The organism is Bradyrhizobium sp. CCBAU 25338 (assembly GCF_028128965.1).
GTDB lineage: Bacteria > Pseudomonadota > Alphaproteobacteria > Rhizobiales > Xanthobacteraceae > Bradyrhizobium > Bradyrhizobium liaoningense.
In genome coordinates this window covers 769390-784371 of the sequence record NZ_LFKY01000002.1, presented here as the reverse complement: position 1 = coordinate 784371, position 14982 = coordinate 769390, and the positions used below count along the sequence as shown (strand labels likewise).

General features: G+C 65.7%; 14 protein-coding genes. 10 read left to right on the top strand and 4 right to left on the bottom strand.

The genetic code is table 11. The features are described from left to right. Positions 1-44: 44 nt before the first annotated feature. Entirely contained in the window at positions 45-1373 is a 1329-nt protein-coding gene (locus ACM42_RS05050; protein WP_271526883.1) for an aspartate aminotransferase family protein, read from the top strand. 70 nt (positions 1374-1443) lie between these two features. Further along, positions 1444-2709 (top strand): D-amino acid dehydrogenase, encoded by a 1266-nt coding sequence (locus ACM42_RS05045; RefSeq protein ID WP_271526882.1) that lies wholly within the window; start codon positions 1444-1446, stop codon positions 2707-2709. 118 nt (positions 2710-2827) lie between these two features. On the opposite strand, the gene ACM42_RS05040 is transcribed toward ACM42_RS05045, so the two are convergent. Continuing rightward, on the bottom strand, positions 2828-3466 hold the full coding sequence (locus ACM42_RS05040; RefSeq protein ID WP_271526881.1) for a helix-turn-helix domain-containing protein: 639 nt from the start codon (positions 3464-3466) through the stop codon (positions 2828-2830). 179 nt (positions 3467-3645) lie between these two features. Between ACM42_RS05040 and ACM42_RS05035 the strand changes: the two genes are divergently transcribed. Genes ACM42_RS05035 through ACM42_RS05020 form a run of 4 tightly spaced genes read left to right on the top strand, consistent with a single transcriptional unit; the run spans position 3646 to position 7106 of the window. Continuing rightward, positions 3646-4404, top strand: coding sequence for an ABC transporter substrate-binding protein (locus ACM42_RS05035; protein ID WP_271526880.1), 759 nt, complete (start codon positions 3646-3648; stop codon positions 4402-4404). Positions 4405-4428: 24 nt separating this feature from the next. Beyond that, a complete protein-coding gene (locus ACM42_RS05030; protein ID WP_061879382.1) occupies positions 4429-5082 on the top strand; it encodes an amino acid ABC transporter permease in 654 nt (217 codons plus the stop codon). Further along, entirely contained in the window at positions 5079-5810 is a 732-nt protein-coding gene (locus tag ACM42_RS05025) for an amino acid ABC transporter ATP-binding protein (protein WP_271526879.1), read from the top strand. Before ACM42_RS05030 ends, ACM42_RS05025 begins: the two co-directional genes overlap by 4 nt. Positions 5811-5822: 12 nt before the next feature. Further along, on the top strand, positions 5823-7106 hold the full coding sequence (locus tag ACM42_RS05020; RefSeq protein WP_271526878.1) for an NAD(P)/FAD-dependent oxidoreductase: 1284 nt from the start codon (positions 5823-5825) through the stop codon (positions 7104-7106). A gap of 437 nt (positions 7107-7543) precedes the next feature. Here the strand turns inward: ACM42_RS05020 and ACM42_RS05015 are convergent, their stop codons facing one another. Then, on the bottom strand, positions 7544-9133 hold the full coding sequence (locus tag ACM42_RS05015; RefSeq protein WP_271526877.1) for a gamma-glutamyltransferase family protein: 1590 nt from the start codon (positions 9131-9133) through the stop codon (positions 7544-7546). Between the two features lie 141 nt (positions 9134-9274). Between ACM42_RS05015 and ACM42_RS05010 the strand changes: the two genes are divergently transcribed. After that, entirely contained in the window at positions 9275-10048 is a 774-nt protein-coding gene (locus tag ACM42_RS05010) for an enoyl-CoA hydratase-related protein (RefSeq protein WP_271526876.1), read from the top strand. A gap of 151 nt (positions 10049-10199) precedes the next feature. Here ACM42_RS05010 and ACM42_RS05005 read toward each other — a convergent pair whose 3' ends face one another. Then, positions 10200-10376, bottom strand: coding sequence for a hypothetical protein (locus tag ACM42_RS05005; protein ID WP_271526875.1), 177 nt, complete (start codon positions 10374-10376; stop codon positions 10200-10202). A gap of 9 nt (positions 10377-10385) precedes the next feature. Then, entirely contained in the window at positions 10386-10619 is a 234-nt protein-coding gene (locus ACM42_RS05000) for a DUF6894 family protein (protein WP_028180145.1), read from the bottom strand. 203 nt (positions 10620-10822) lie between these two features. Here ACM42_RS05000 and ACM42_RS04995 point away from each other — a divergent pair, with 203 nt between their 5' ends. The 3 genes from ACM42_RS04995 to ACM42_RS04985 all read left to right on the top strand — a co-directional run bounded on the left by ACM42_RS04995 (position 10823) and on the right by ACM42_RS04985 (position 14951). Further along, a complete protein-coding gene (locus tag ACM42_RS04995; protein WP_271526874.1) occupies positions 10823-12895 on the top strand; it encodes a PQQ-dependent sugar dehydrogenase in 2073 nt (690 codons plus the stop codon). After that, complete coding sequence (locus tag ACM42_RS04990) at positions 12852-13793, top strand: SMP-30/gluconolactonase/LRE family protein (RefSeq protein ID WP_271526873.1); 942 nt, start codon at positions 12852-12854, stop codon at positions 13791-13793. The genes ACM42_RS04995 and ACM42_RS04990 overlap by 44 nt, the downstream gene beginning before the upstream one ends. Before the next feature lie 132 nt (positions 13794-13925). Then, the gene (locus tag ACM42_RS04985; protein ID WP_271526872.1) at positions 13926-14951 is read left to right on the top strand and encodes a histone deacetylase family protein; all 1026 of its coding nucleotides are present in this window, start codon (positions 13926-13928) and stop codon (positions 14949-14951) included. The last annotated feature ends 31 nt before the right edge of the window (positions 14952-14982 follow it).

Genomic DNA, 14982 nt, shown 5'->3' with positions numbered 1-14982 from the left:
CCGAAACCGTGGCTCAGCTATGGGGTCAGCAAAGGAGCGCGGCCGTGACCCTTCATCAGATTCCGAACACCATCAAGACCGATTCGTACTGGATGCCGTTCACGGCCAACCGGCAGTTCAAGAAATCGCCGCGTCTGTTCTCCTCGGCCGAGGGCATGTACTACACCAGCGTCGACGGCCGCCAGGTGATCGACGGCTCCGCCGGCCTCTGGTGCGTCAATGCCGGCCACGGCCGCAAGCAGATCGCCGCCGCCGTCGAGCGCCAGCTGATGACGCTGGACTTCGCGCCGTCGTTCCAGATGGGCCATCCGCTGGCGTTCGACTTCGCCGAGCGGCTCGCCGAGATCGCGCCGAAGGGCCTCGACCGCGTCTTCTTCACCAACTCCGGTTCCGAGTCGGTCGACACCGCGCTCAAGATCGCGCTCGCCTATCACCGCGCCAACGGCCAGGCGAGCCGCACCCGCCTGATCGGCCGCGAGCGCGGCTATCACGGCGTCGGCTTCGGCGGCACCTCGGTCGGGGGCATGGTCGCCAACCGCCGTGCCTTTACCACCCTCCTGCCGGGCGTCGATCACATCCGCCACACCCATGATCTCACCCGCAACGCCTTCGCCAAGGACCTGCCCGAGCATGGCGCCGAGCTCGCCGACGATCTCGAGCGTCTGGTCGCCCTGCACGGCGCGGAGACGATCGCCGCCGTCATCGTCGAGCCGGTGCCGGGTTCGACCGCGGTGCTGCCGCCGCCGAAGAACTATCTGCAGCGCCTGCGCGCGATCTGCGACAAGCACGGCATCCTGCTGATCTTCGATGAGGTCATCACCGGCTTCGGCCGCCTCGGCACGCCGTTCGCCGCCAACTTCTTCGGCGTCACGCCGGACCTGATGACGACCGCCAAGGGTATCACCAACGGGACCGTGCCCTGCGGCGCGGTGTTCGCCAGCCGCAAGATCTACGACGGCATGATGAACGGCCCGGAGAACCAGATCGAGCTGTTCCACGGCTATACCTATTCGGCGCATCCGGTGGCGTGCGCCGCGGGCATCGCGACCCTCGACATCTACAAGAACGAAGGCCTGCTCACGCGCGGTGCTTCGCTCGCCGAATACTGGCGCGATGCGCTGCATTCGCTGAAGGGCCTGCCGAACGTCGTCGACATCCGCAACTGCGGCCTGATGGGTGCGGTCGAGCTCGCACCGCGTGACGGCGTGGTCGGCGCACGCGGTTACGACATGCTGGTCGACTGCTTCAACAACGGCCTCTACCTTCGCACCGGCGGCGACTCCGTTGCGATGTCGCCCCCGCTCATCGTCGAGAAGAGCCACATCGACCAGATGGTCTCGATCCTCGGCGACGCCATCAAGAAGGTGGCCTGATAATTGCTCTCGCCGTTGCGAGTTGTTTCCTTGCAGCGGCGAGCGTGATGCCGCGGGAGTTTGACGAAGCGTGAAAGTTCTGATCCTCGGCAGTGGTGTCATCGGTGTCACCTCTGCCTACTACCTCGCACGTGCCGGCCATGACGTGACGGTCGTCGACCGTCAGCCGGAGCCGGCACTGGAGACCTCTTTCGCCAACGCCGGCGAGGTGTCGCCCGGCTATTCCTCGCCCTGGGCCGGTCCCGGCGTGCCGGTGAAGGCGGTCAAGTGGCTCTTGATGAAGCACGGCCCGCTGGTGATCCGGCCGAAGCTCGATCCCGTGATGTGGGTCTGGCTGCTCAAGATGCTGCGCAACTGCACCAGCGCGCGCTACGCGGTCAACAAGAGCCGGATGATTCCGATCGCGGAATACAGCCGCGATTGCCTGCGCGACCTGCGCCGCGACATCGGCATCCAATATGACGATCGCGCGCAGGGCACGCTGCAGCTGTTCCGCTACCAGGCGCAGCTCGACGGCACGGCTGAGGACATTGCTGTGCTCAAGCAATATGGCGTTCCCTTCGAGGTGCTGAGCCGCGAGGGCTGCATTGCGGTCGAGCCGGCGCTCGGCGGTGTGAAGGAGAAGTTCGTCGGCGGCCTTCGCCTGCCGCAGGACGAGACCGGCGACTGCCACATGTTCACGCAGTCGCTCGCCAAGCACGCCCAGGCGCTCGGCGTGCGCTTCATGTTCAACACCGGCATCGATCGCATCGTCACCGAGGGCGCCCGCGTCAGCGGCGTCGCGACCAGCGCCGGCCTGTTGCAGGCGGACGCTTACGTGCTCGCGCTCGGCAGCTGGTCGTCGCGGCTCGTCGCGCCGCTCGGCATCTCGCTGCCGGTCTATCCCGTGAAGGGCTATTCGATCACGGTGCCGATCAAGGACGCCTCCCGCGCGCCGGAATCGACCGTGATGGACGAGAGCTACAAGGTCGCGATCACGCGCCTCGGCGATCGCATCCGCGTCGGCGGCACCGCCGAAATCTCGGGCTTCTCGGACAAGCTCTACGATGCGCGCCGCGCCACGCTCGATCATTCGCTGACAGACCTGTTCCCGCGCGGCGGCGATCTCGCCAAGGCGACGTTCTGGAGCGGCCTGCGCCCGATGACGCCGGACGGCCCGCCGGTGATCGGCCCGACCCAATACGCCAATCTCCACCTCAACACCGGCCACGGCACGCTGGGCTGGACCATGTCCTGCGGTTCGGGCCGCGTGCTCGCCGACATGCTGTCGGGCAAGAAGCCCGACATCGACGTCAGCGCGCTGACGGTGGATCGGTACAATCATCGGTTCGGGTGATTGACGCTGTCATTCCGGGGCGATGCGAAGCATCGAACCCGGAATCTCGAGATTCTCAGGTGCGCAATTGCGCACCATAGTTCGCCTTCGGCGCCCCGGAATGACGGAAAATCAGGCGCTATCCCGCTCCCGTCACGCAATTCACCCACAGCACCACGGACTTCGCGTCGTTCGCCGGATTTGAAAACCGGTGCGGCCTTCGGCTCGCGAAGCGAAAACTGTCACCCGTCTTCAGCGACCACGTCTCGCTGTCGACCGTCAGCATCATCTCGCCTTCGAGCACGAGGCCGGCTTCCTCGCCGTCATGGGTGTAGAGCTCGTCCCCGGTGGAGCCGCCGGGCTCCAGATGCACCAGGAACAGGTTGAGCTTGTTGTCGGCGCTGGCCGGGCTCAGCAGCTGTTTTGATACGCCGGTGCGCCAGAGCTTCAACTCCGGCCGTTGCAGGCCGCGCGTCACCACCTGGTCGGATGCGCCGTCGGCGCGCGGGCTCGCGCCGAACAGAGCGGCGATGCCGACGCCGAGCACGTCGGCGAGCGTTGCCAGCACGCGCAGCGACGGCGACGACAGCCCGCGTTCGATCTGGCTGAGAAAGCCGATCGACAGGTCCGTGCGCGCAGCAACCGTTTCCAGCGAGAATTGCCTGACCCGCCGCAGATCCCTGATGCGGCGGCCGACGGCGACGTCCATCGCCGGCTCGGCCGGCTTGGCGACGGCTTTCACCTTCCTGGCCGGCTTTGCGGCGGTCGGTTTGCGCATTCTTTTGCCACCGCTCACGTCAAACCGCTTCCTTCATGTGCATGAAAACCGCTTGCATCGTCCGTGAAAGTATGACCAAATTTTCATATTGGTGAAAATAGGCCGAAATGGCTTGGCTCGCAACGTCTGATCACGACATGCGCGAGCGCCGCCACCGGCCGGACCCAAAGGGGGATGCGATGAAGCGTTTTGGTCTGGCCGCGATAGCGGCACTCGCAATTGCAACCGTAGTGCCGACTTCGGCGCAACAGGTGCTGAAGGTCGGCTCGACGCCGACGGGCATTCCCTTCACCTTCCTCGACACCAAGACCAACACCATCCAGGGCATCATGGTCGATCTCATCACCGAGGTCGGCAAGGATGCCGGCTTCAACGTGCAGATCGAACCGATGCAGTTCTCGGCCCTGATCCCGTCGCTGACCTCGAGCAAGATCGACATCATCGCGGCTGCGATGTTCATCACGCCGCCGCGCAAGGAGGTTGTCGACTTCTCCGACCCGATCTACAGCTACGGCGAGGGCCTCGTGGTGCCGAAGACCGACACCAAGGCCTATGCCACGCAGGACGATCTGAAAGGCGCGACGGTCGGCGCCCAGGTCGGCACCGCCTTCGTCGACGCGCTGAAGAAATCCGGCCTGTTCGCCGACGTAAAGGCCTACGACACCATTCCCGACATCCTGCGTGACGTGAACACCGGCCGCCTCAAGGCCGGCTACGCCGACTATCCGATCCTCGCCTACAATCTGAAGCAGGGCGGCTTCCCCGAGGTGCGCCTGGTCGACGGCTACAAGCCGGTCACGGTCGGCTCGGTCGGCATCGGCGTGCGCAAGGGCGAGACCGCGCTGCTCGGCAAGATCAATGCCTCGCTCGCGAAGCTGAAGGCCAACGGCACCATCGACAAGATCCTGGATAAATGGGGCCTGAAGGCCCAGGGCTGATAACGGCTCACCGAAGGCTGCCCGATGAAAGGCTTCTGGCACGACGCCGTCGAGTTCTTCCCGATCCTGATGAACGGCGTGGCGCTGACGATCGTCGTCACGATCGGCTCGCTGCTGCTCTCGACGGTGCTCGGCCTCGTCTGGGCGATGATGCGGGTCTCCGGCATCAAGGCGCTGTCGATGCTCAGCGCCAGCCTGATCAACGTGATCCGCGGCATCCCGATCATCGTGCTGTTGTTCTACCTTTATTTCGTGATGCCCGATCTCGGCGTCACGCTATCTGCCTTGCAGGCCGCGATCCTCGGGCTCGGCATCGCCTATTCGGCCTACCAGGCCGAGAATTTCCGCGCCGGCATCGAGGCGATCGACAAGGGCCAGATCGAGGCGGCGCAGTCGATCGGCATGGGCTGGTGGCTCACCATGCGCCGCGTGGTGCTGCCGCAGGCCGTGCGCATCGTGCTGCCGCCCTACGGCAACGTCATGATCATGATGCTGAAGGACTCTTCGCAGGCCTCGACCATCACGGTCGCCGAGCTCGCGCTGCAAGGCAAGCTGATCGCGTCCTCGACCTTCAAGAACACCAGCGTATTCACGCTCGTGGCGCTGATGTATCTCACCATGAGCATCCCGCTGATCCTGCTGGTCCGTCACTTCGAGAAGCGGGCCGGCAAGCGATGATCGAGCTGAGCGACGTCCACAAGAGCTTTGGCAAGGTCGAGGTGCTCAAGGGCATCACGGCCTCCGTCCAGAAGGGCGAGGTGGTCTGCATCATCGGCCCCTCCGGCTCCGGCAAGTCCACCATCCTGCGCTGCATCAACGGACTGGAGAGCTATGACCGCGGCGAGATCAGCGTCGAAGGGCTGAAGGTCGACCGCGACGCGCCGTCGATCGTGGACATCCGCACCCAGGTCTCGATGGTGTTTCAGCGCTTCAATCTGTTCCCACACCGCACGGCGCTGGAGAACGTGGTCGAGGGACCGCTCTATGTGAAGAAAGAGCAGCGCGCGCAGGCGCTCGAGCGCGGCCGAACGCTGCTCGCCCAGGTCGGGCTCGCGGAAAAGGCCGATGCGCATCCGCCGCAGCTCTCCGGCGGCCAGCAGCAGCGCGTTGCGATCGCGCGGGCGCTCGCGATGCAGCCCAAGGCCATCCTGTTCGACGAGCCGACCTCGGCGCTCGATCCCGAGCTCGTCGGCGACGTGCTCGGCGTCATGCGCAAGCTCGCCGACGACGGCATGACCATGGTCGTCGTCACCCACGAGATGGGCTTTGCCCGCGACGTCGCCGACCGCGTGCTGTTCATCGACGGCGGCGTCATCGTCGAGCAGGGGCCGGCCAAGGCGCTGCTCAACCAACCCCAGCACCCGCGCACGCAGGATTTCCTGCGCCGCGTGCTGCATCCGCTCTGATCGGTCTTCGCCATGACGCGTCTGCCTTTGCCGCCCTCGCTCTATGCCGACACCGCCGTCGCACCGGTGGCCACGCCGCCGCTCGACGTCGACAAGAGCGTCTCGGTCGCGATCATCGGCGGCGGCTACACCGGCCTCTCCACCGCGTTGCATCTCGCCGAGCAGGGCGTCGAGGCGCTGGTGCTGGAGGCGCAGGAGCCGGGCTGGGGCGCGTCCGGCAACAATGGCGGCCACACCAATCCCGGGCTGAAGCACGACCCCGATCAGATCGAAGCCGATTTCGGCGCGGACCTCGGTCGCCGCATGATCGAGTTCGCCTACGGCACCACGAACTTCACGCATGAGCTGATCCGCCGTTATCAAATTCCTTGCGAGGCGCGGCAGAACGGGACGCTGCGCGCGGCCTATCACGAGGCGAGCGCTGCGGCGATCGAGAGGACCGCGCAGCAATGCATCCGCCGTGGCATGCCGGTTCAATATCTGAACCGCGAGCAGCTCCGCGAGATGACCGGCACCGACCGCTACATTGGCGCCATGCTGGACGCGCGCGGCGGCGATCTGCATCCCCTCAGTTACGCGCGCGGCCTCGCGCGCGCGGCCATCTCCGCCGGCGCAAAGGTCTTTGGCGAGACACCGGCATTGTCGCTGCGCCGCGACGGCACGCGCTGGCGCATCGAGACGCCGCGCGCGGTGGTGCACGCGGAAAAGGTGCTGCTCGCCACCAACGGCTTCACCGACGATCTCTGGCCGGCGCTCCGCCGCACCATCGTGCCGGTGTTCTCCTCGATCGCCGCCACCGCGCCGCTCTCCGACGAGGTCGCCCGTTCGATCATGCCGACGCGTCCCGTCCTCTACGAGAGCGGCCACATCACCGTCTACTACCGCATCGACCAGCAGAACCGTCTCTTGATGGGCGGCCGCGGCCCGATGCGCTGGATCAAGTCGCCGTATGACGTCGCCTATCTCATCCGTTATGCCGAGCGGCTTTGGCCGCAGCTCAAGGGCGCTTCCTGGACCCATGGCTGGAACAGCCGGCTCGCCATCACCAAGGATCATTATCCGCACGTGCACGAGCCCGCGGAGAGCGTGCTGATCTCGCTCGGCTGCAACGGTCGTGGCGTCGCGCTCTCGACCGCGATGGGCGCGCAGCTCGCGCGCCGGCTGATCGGCGGGCCGAAGGTGGAAATCGACATGCCGATCACCGGCATCAAGCCGATCCCGATGTACGCATTCTGGCCGGTCGGCGTGACGACCGCAGTGATTGCGGGCCGCGTGCGGGACCGGCTCGGCATTTGAAGAAAGGCGCCGCCCGGTTTCGGGCGACGCCTTGCAGGAGTTGCAGAGCGGGCGTCAGCAGCGGCCCTGTTTCCATAGGCCGGGCGGACACCCCATGCCGCGCCAGCCAACCTTGCGCCCGTGGTGCCATCCAGGCGGCGTGCTATGATAATGATGGCCCATTGCTCGGCCGTGGCCGTGACCATGTCCATGGCCGTGTCCACCCTTTGCAGCCGCGGGGCCGGCAAACGTAAGGCCGGCCGCAACGATCAGCGACGCGGCGAGCGCAAGTTTCTTCATTGTGTCCTCCAGTGGGGCGAGCGCATTTGTCCGTTCAGCGAACGAACCGCGCGCAGCTAGGTTGCCTGCAAATGCGGAGGAGTCGTGACGCTCGCGGAGATACGCAATCGTGCGAGCGCACAACGCGCGCTGGCACAATCTTGCATCGATCCGCGCGTTCAGCCCTCCGTCACCGCGTCGGCCCAGGGCTGAAAGATATCGACCGCGCCAAAATTCGTGTCGCCCTCGCGCATCACAACGCTCGGGCAGGCGAATTTCTGCGGCAACGTCTGCACGCGACTCTCTTCATAGTCGAAGCGCGCGGCGAGCGTCTTGCGTACGTCCGCCGACAGACGGGCGTCGCCGATCACGATCGCACCCTCGCTGGCGTCAATGCGCGGCTGATGGATGGCAGCGTCGAGGTCCATGCCGTAATCCATCGCAAAGGACACGAGCTGCATCACCGACGGCAGGATGCGGCGGCCGCCGGAGGCACCGACGGCGAGGCGCTTGCCATCCTTCGTCTCGGCGATGACGGGCGTGTAGTTGCAAAGGCAGCGCTTGCCGGGTGCCAGCGAGTTGGTGGTGCCCGGCGTCGGATCGAACCACATGATGCCGTTGTTCATGGTGATGCCGGTATGCGGTGTCACATATCGCGAGCCGAACGACGAGAGCAGCGTCTGCGTCACTGCGGCGATGTTGCCGTGTCGGTCGACCACCGAGAAATGCGTGGTGCAGGCCGGCGCCAGATATTCGGCGCCGAGCGAGCGCTTGCCGTCGGCATCGCCCATGTCCTTGAGCCGCTCGCGGAAGGCTGCTTGCAAGGCGAGTACATATTCGACATAGGCGGCCGCATCCGGCGCGCTTGCCGGCTTCAGGCTCTGCTGCAACAGGCGCAGCGCGTGCGCCATGGTGGGCCCGGCCGTGAGCTCAGGCGTCGCGTACACCTTGCCGTCGCGATAGGGGATCGCCAGCGGCGCGCGCGGGTGGGCACGGAAGGCGGCGAGATCCTCCACGGACAGCGAACCGCCGTCGGCCTTGATGTCGGAAGCGATGCTCCTGGCGAGATCGCCCTGGTAGAAGTCGCGCGGTCCGGCTTCGGCGAGATGCGACAGCGTCGCCTTCAGCGAGTCCTGCGGCAGCCGCGTCTCGGACTTGATGCCCCATGGCGCGCTCGGCGGCAGGCCGTTCTTCAGGTACGCCGCTGCGCTGGCCGGATAGCGCCTGAGATCGGCGGCCGAGCCCGCGATCGTCACCGTGGTCCACCAATCGACCAGCAGGCCTTCGCCGGCGAGAGCGGCAGCCGGCGCGACCAGATCCTTCCACGGCATTTTTGCGTAGCGCCGATGCGCCTCTTCCATTCCGGCAACGACGCCGGGGACGGCAATCGAGCCGGGACCATGGATGTTGCGATCATCCTTCACCCGCGACCAGGGAAACAGGTCGGACGCCGCGCCTTCGCCACTGAGTGGATAGTCGGCGGCGTGCAGGCTCTGTGGCGCGCACATGCCGTAGTCGATCACCTCGGTGCGATTTTCCTTGGCCCGGTAGAGCACCATCGCACCACCGCCGCCGATACCGCTATTCCAGGGCTCCAGCACATTCAGGGCAAAAGTGGTCGCGACGATCGCGTCGACGCAGTCGCCACCCGCGGCCAGCACCTGCGCCCCGACTTCAGCTGCCCGTCGCGATTGCGAGGCGACGATGCCGCCCTTGGATGTGACGGCAGGTTTGCGGACGGTTTGGTTGAGGCTGAACTGATGAGGCATGATGTCGTCTTGATCTCTGGATTCGGTGGTCTTGCGTCAGCCGTCTTGTGTGGCTGCGTTGAATGCGAGGCTCCGCAATTGGCGGAGCGCGCGGACCATGGCACATTGCGGCCAACGAGAACATCAAAAGGGAGGAGCGACATGGCTGGTGTGAAACAGGCGCGGGATGGCGCGGTCGGGATCGTGACCCTCGACGAGCCGGCGAGCCTGAACGCAATGACGCCGGACCTGCTCGGCGCGCTCGCCGCCGCCCTCGCCGAGATGACGAAGGACGAGGACGTCCGCGCCCTCATCCTGACCGGGGCCGGGCGCGGCTTCTGCTCGGGCCAGAACCTGAAGGCTTCAGAGGCGCTCGGCGAGGATATCGCCGCCGGCGTCATGCGCTTCTACTGGCCGGCCTTCAAGGCCTTGCGCGAGTGCCGCGTGCCCGTCGTGGTCGCCGTCAATGGCGTGGCGGCCGGCGGCGGCTTCAGTCTGGCGATGGCCGGCGACATGATCGTCGCCGCGCGGTCGGCGAGCTTTATCCAGGTGTTCAGCCGCATCGCGCTGGTGCCCGATCTCGGCTCGACCTGGCTGCTGCCGCGGCTGGTCGGCCGGCAGCGCGCGCTCGAGCTGATGCTGCTGAACGAGCCGCTGACGGCGGAACGTGCGCAGGAGATCGGCCTGGTGCGGCAGGTCGTCGACGATGCCAAGCTGATGGAGGAGGCGCTGACGCTGGCACGCCGTCTGGCTGATGGTCCGACGCGCGCCTTGGTGGCAACGCGCGCGCTCGTCGAGGAGAGCGAGCATGCGACCTACGAGGCGCAGTTCCGCCGCGAGATCGAGCTTCAGGCCACGATCCGCAAAAGCGCGGACGCCATCGAAGGCCGCAATGCCTTCATCGAGAAGCGCAAGGCGAAGTTTACGGGGCGGTGAGGTAGGGAAGCGCTTCCCCGGGGCTCATCATGGCCGGGCTTGTCCCGGCCATCCACGTTCCTTCGTGGTGGCCAAGACGTGGATACCCGGGACAAGCCCGGGCATGACGAGTGGAGAGAACGATCTGTTCTAGGAAAGCAGTGGACGGTGCTCACAGCGAGCGGTCCAGCCGGCTCGCCTGATGCTTGGCGTGCCATTTCGGGCCGGGCCCGCGCATGTAGTGCAGCTCGGGGCGGTAGGGGTTGCCCGCGACGCGGATCAGCGTCTGCCATTTGGTGGTGACGAAGGTCAGAGGCTGGCGGAGCAGGTTCAGTGACGACAGCAACATGGCATCACCTCAATGCGGCTTGCCGAGAATGGCGGTGAACGGGAGATCGAAAATCTCCTCGCCGTCATCGTCGCTGATATGGATGACCCAGTCGCGCCAGTCTTCGGCACCGGGCGTCTGGATCATCGAGTTCATGATCTGGGCGGCGCGGTCGCGCGCCTCGGTCAGATTGGCGACGACGGCCCCGTAGCGGTCGATCAGCGTGCCCTCGGTGTTGGAGCAGTGAAAATAGACCTGGACCATGAACGCCTCCTGTAGAAAGCGATTGGGATGGCATATCGATACCACCCCAGGCATTCGCGAAACATTCGGGCCGAGCCCGGTAAGGGAATCTACGGAGGTTGGTCGCCGCGGAAGCCGCTACAGGTTTCATCACAGGCGGGTGATGATCAACTGGACGGCGTTCCGGCGACATGGAACAAGTTTTCCGGGAAAGTCGGGGCACCGTGAACCAGTTCACATTCCTGAGCGAACGCCGAAGCTTGCGCGTGTTTGCGGCGGCCGTCGCCGGAGCGCTGCTCGCCTTCGCCCCGGCTTCTTCCGAACCGATCAGGAAGAGCGGCTATGCGATCGGCACGGACATTTGTGGCAGCGGCGATCTCGCTTTTTCCAGAATCCAGATCGACATGAAGGCGGGATTCTGCGCCGGGCTCGTCGCCAGCGAAGAGGATCATCTCAAATTTCCGCGTTCGATCGTCCAGGTGCCCGGACGCGACCTGTTCGTCGTGGCCGACATGGGCGGCTGGGGTCATGCCGATGGACGGCTGCTGCTGCTCGACCCGCACGCGCGACAGGACCAGCGTTTCAAGGAGCTGCTGACCGGAATCGAGTATCCGTTCGGCCTCGTCATCGGCCCGCAGAAGAAGCTCTACGCCTCGACCGCGGAGGCGATTTTCCGGTTCGATCCGCTTGCGGATAATCCACGGAGCACGGTGGAGACCATCATCCGTCACATGCCCGGCCGGCGAATCACGCTGCCGGATGGCACCAGGCTCGACGAGAGCGCGCACCCGCTCAAGCAGTTCGTGTTCGACAGGACCGGCCGGCTGTTCGTCAATGTCGGCTCGCACAGCGACGACTGCGTCACACCCTCGCCGATCATAAAGCCCTGTGCGCCCGCCGAAGGCGCCTCCGCGCTGGCATCGATCTGGCTGTTTACGCCGCCGGCAGGCGGCGTCTTTCCGGCATTGAAGCCGAACGATCCCGACCCGCCGCACACCGTCTATGCGCGCGGCCTGCGCAATTCGATGGCGCTGGTGCTGCACCCGATGTTTCCGGACGCCGGCTACGCCTTCCTGCAGGGCGAGAATGGTCGCGATCTGCCTGACATCTTCAAGCCGAACGAGGAGATCAACGCGATCGAGCAGGGCCGGCACTATGGCTGGCCCTATTGCTACGACCTGGCGACGCCGAGTCCCGAATTCAGGCTCGTGCTGCAATCGGGGATTTATAAATCGCTCTGCACGGCCAATGCGCTCTACAAGGCGCCGTTCTCACTCCTGCCGCCGCACGGCGCGCCGCTCGCGATGCTGTACTATCACGGCGGCAAATTCCCGGAACTCGAAGGCAAGCTGCTGGTCGGCCTGCACGGCTATCGCCCGACCGGCAGCCGCCTGCTCGTCTATGACGTCGACGATCACGGCTTCCCCAAACCTGCCCCGGCGCCGGTGCGCTATCAGGTGAGTTGCGCAGCCGACCCGACCCGCAGCTTCCAGACCGATGCCGGCGAGGTCGCCGCTGCGCCGTTCCAGGAGCTGATTGCAGGTTGGCACCGCGTCAATGGCGCGCGGCCGCAAGGTGCGCCGGTCGGCATGACGGTTGCCGAGGACGGCGCGATCTGGCTGGTCGAAGACAAGAACAAGACCGTGATCCGCATTGATCGCGCCACGGGCGATGCGCCTCAGCCGCTGCCCTGCGACATGCGCAGCCAGGCCATGATCGACCGGCTCGCGGCCTTCGTCGCCAGGGACACGCAGAACAGCGCCCGGCTCACCACGCTGCGCAAGGGCCTCGTCGAGAAGCATTGTGTCGGCTGTCACTCCGATTTCGGTCTGGCGCCGGGTCAAGCGGAGACGGAGAGGGACGGGGCCGTGCTGCGCTTCATGCTGTCGCAAGACGGCTGGATCTATCCGGGCGATCCCGACGCCGGCAAGCTGCGCACGCGCCTGCGCGGCCTGGGCGCGGAGAAGCTGATGCCGCCGGGCGGCGAGAGCCTGCCGAAGACCGAGCCCGGCTACAAACGTCTGCTGGATGCGGCGGATTTTCTCGTCGCGAACATGGTTCCGGGCGCGCGGATGCGGATCAAGTCGGGTCCGCCGCAGCGCAAGTTCTACGGCAGGACGAACAAGGAATGCGGCGAAATACCGGCCGCCAAGGTCGTCGTCGTGACACAAAGGAGCGCTGTAGACAAACCCGGCTTCAGCCGATTCTTCCGGCCGGCCGATCCCTATCCGAACGGCGAGTGCACCGACGGCGATGGCTATTACATCCGGCAGGAATTTCTGGTGCCTGTGCGGTAGCGTTCTTCTCGTCATTGCGACCGCGTCCGCCCGGGCCGAGACCAGGCTGTTCGAAAGCGTGCAGGCGACGCCTGCGGGAGAATACACGTTCGGCATCGAAGGGCCCGCCGCCGACATCGACGGCAACCTCTTCGTGGTCAATCTCGGCAAGCCCGGCACCATCGGCAGGCTGCCGGCCGGCGGCGCGGCGTCGGAGCTGTTCAGCGTGCTTCCCGAAGGCAGTGTCGGCAACGCCATCCGTTTCGATCGGAACGGCACCATGTTCATTGCCGACTACAAGAAACACAATATCTTCGCGATCCCGAAGGGCGCGACCAAGCCGGCCGTCTGGTTTCACTCCGAGGAGATGAACCAGCCCAACGACATCACCATCGCCCGCGACGGCACGATTTATGCGAGCGATCCGAACTGGAAGGGCCGCCAAGGATACGTCTGGCGCATCGCGAAGGGAGCCGACGGTACGGTGCAGGGCCAGGTCATGGTTGCGCCGCGCGCGATGGGCACCACCAACGGCATCGATCTCAGCCCGGACGGCAAGACGCTTTATGTCGGCGAATCCAGCAGCGGCCAGATCTGGTCCTATGCGATCAGCGGCAACGAGCTCACCGGCGCAAAACTCGTCAAGTCGTTTCAGCCTGACACCGTCGACGGTCTGCGCACCGACGTTGCCGGCCGTCTCTACGTCGCGCGCATTCTCAAGGGCACGATCGCGCTGATGAAACCCAGTGGCGCCGTCGAGCGGGAGATCGCGCTGAAGGGCAAGGAGCCGACCAACCTCGCCTTCGGCGGCAGCGACGGCAAGACCGTCTTCGTCACCCAGCGCCAGGGTGGCTATATCGAGTCCTTTCGCACCGACCAGCAGGGGCGCGAGCACTGCCTCCAGCGCGGGCGTTGCTGAGCGTCACGGGCGATCTGCTTCCGGCGCAGAGCCGTGCGATGGGTGCGGCATTCTTCTTGCTTGCATCGGGCGGTCGCAGGCATCAAGACATCTGTGGCACCCCTTAAGAGCATGCGACCACGGAGTTTTCGAGTGAAAGCCGTCCATACCGAGCTGCACCGCAGCCACGATCCGCAATTCTTCCTGGTTCGCGGTGTCGTCAAGCGCACCACCGAGCAGCCCGAGCGCGCCGACCGCCTGCTCAAGGGATTGAAGGACGGCAAGCATCAGCTGGTTGAGCCGACCAGGTTCGGGCAGGGGCCGCGCGCGCGCATTCACAGCCCGGAATATCTGTCGTTCCTGAGCGAAGCCTGGGACGCCTGGACGGCGCTCGGCGATTCCGGCCCGGAGATGATCGGCAACATCCATCCGGTGCGCCATGCCGCGACCTATCCCACACACATCGTCGGCAAGCTCGGCTGGCACACCGCCGACACCGCGGCGCCGATCGGGCCGGGCACATGGGCGGCCGCCTGTGCCGCGACCGATGTCGCAGTCACGGCGGCGCAGATGGTGATGGACGGCGAGGACACGACCTACGCGCTGTGCCGTCCGCCCGGCCATCACGCCTATCGCGACATGGCCGGCGGCTTCTGCTTCCTCAACAACAGCGCGATCGCTGCCGCGCATCTGCGGCAGAAGCACGAGCGTGTCGTGATCCTCGACGTCGATGTCCATCACGGCAACGGCACGCAAGGCATTTTTTACGCCCGGCCCGACGTCTACACGATCTCGATCCATGCCGACCCCGTCGCGTATTATCCCTACGTGTGGGGCTACGCGCATGAGCGTGGGGAAGGCCCCGGTCTCGGCACCAATCTCAACATTCCCCTCGCCATCGGCACCGGCGATGACGGCTACATCCAGGCGCTGGACCTCGCGCGCAAGGCGATCGAGTCGTTTGCGCCGGGCGCCCTCGTCATCGCGCTCGGTCTCGATGCCTCCGAGCACGATCCACTGAAGGGACTGGCCGTCACCACGCCCGGCTTCCGCCGCATCGGCCAGGCCATCGCGAGGATGGGCCTGCCGACCGTGTTCGTGCAGGAGGGCGGTTATCTCTCGGATATCCTCGGCGCGAATCTGACTTCGGTGCTGGCAGGATTCGAAGAGGCGCGGTAAGGCGTCCGCCTCTCCCCGTGCATGCGGTCGG

What these genes read in the sequence shown, in the direction of transcription:
- ACM42_RS04990 (WP_271526873.1), top strand. Translation starts at nt 12,852, where the DNA reads ATGGCTATTACATCCGGCAGGAATTTCTGGTGCCTGTGCGGTAGCGTT.
- ACM42_RS05025 (WP_271526879.1), top strand. Translation starts at nt 5,079, where the DNA reads ATGATCGAGCTGAGCGACGTCCACAAGAGCTTTGGCAAGGTCGAGGTG.
- ACM42_RS05030 (WP_061879382.1), top strand. Translation starts at nt 4,429, where the DNA reads ATGAAAGGCTTCTGGCACGACGCCGTCGAGTTCTTCCCGATCCTGATG.
- ACM42_RS05020 (WP_271526878.1), top strand. Translation starts at nt 5,823, where the DNA reads ATGACGCGTCTGCCTTTGCCGCCCTCGCTCTATGCCGACACCGCCGTC.
- ACM42_RS05015 (WP_271526877.1), bottom strand. Translation starts at nt 9,133, where the DNA reads ATGCCTCATCAGTTCAGCCTCAACCAAACCGTCCGCAAACCTGCCGTC.
- ACM42_RS05040 (WP_271526881.1), bottom strand. Translation starts at nt 3,466, where the DNA reads ATGCGCAAACCGACCGCCGCAAAGCCGGCCAGGAAGGTGAAAGCCGTC.
- ACM42_RS05005 (WP_271526875.1), bottom strand. Translation starts at nt 10,376, where the DNA reads ATGTTGCTGTCGTCACTGAACCTGCTCCGCCAGCCTCTGACCTTCGTC.
- ACM42_RS05035 (WP_271526880.1), top strand. Translation starts at nt 3,646, where the DNA reads ATGAAGCGTTTTGGTCTGGCCGCGATAGCGGCACTCGCAATTGCAACC.
- ACM42_RS05000 (WP_028180145.1), bottom strand. Translation starts at nt 10,619, where the DNA reads ATGGTCCAGGTCTATTTTCACTGCTCCAACACCGAGGGCACGCTGATC.
- ACM42_RS05010 (WP_271526876.1), top strand. Translation starts at nt 9,275, where the DNA reads ATGGCTGGTGTGAAACAGGCGCGGGATGGCGCGGTCGGGATCGTGACC.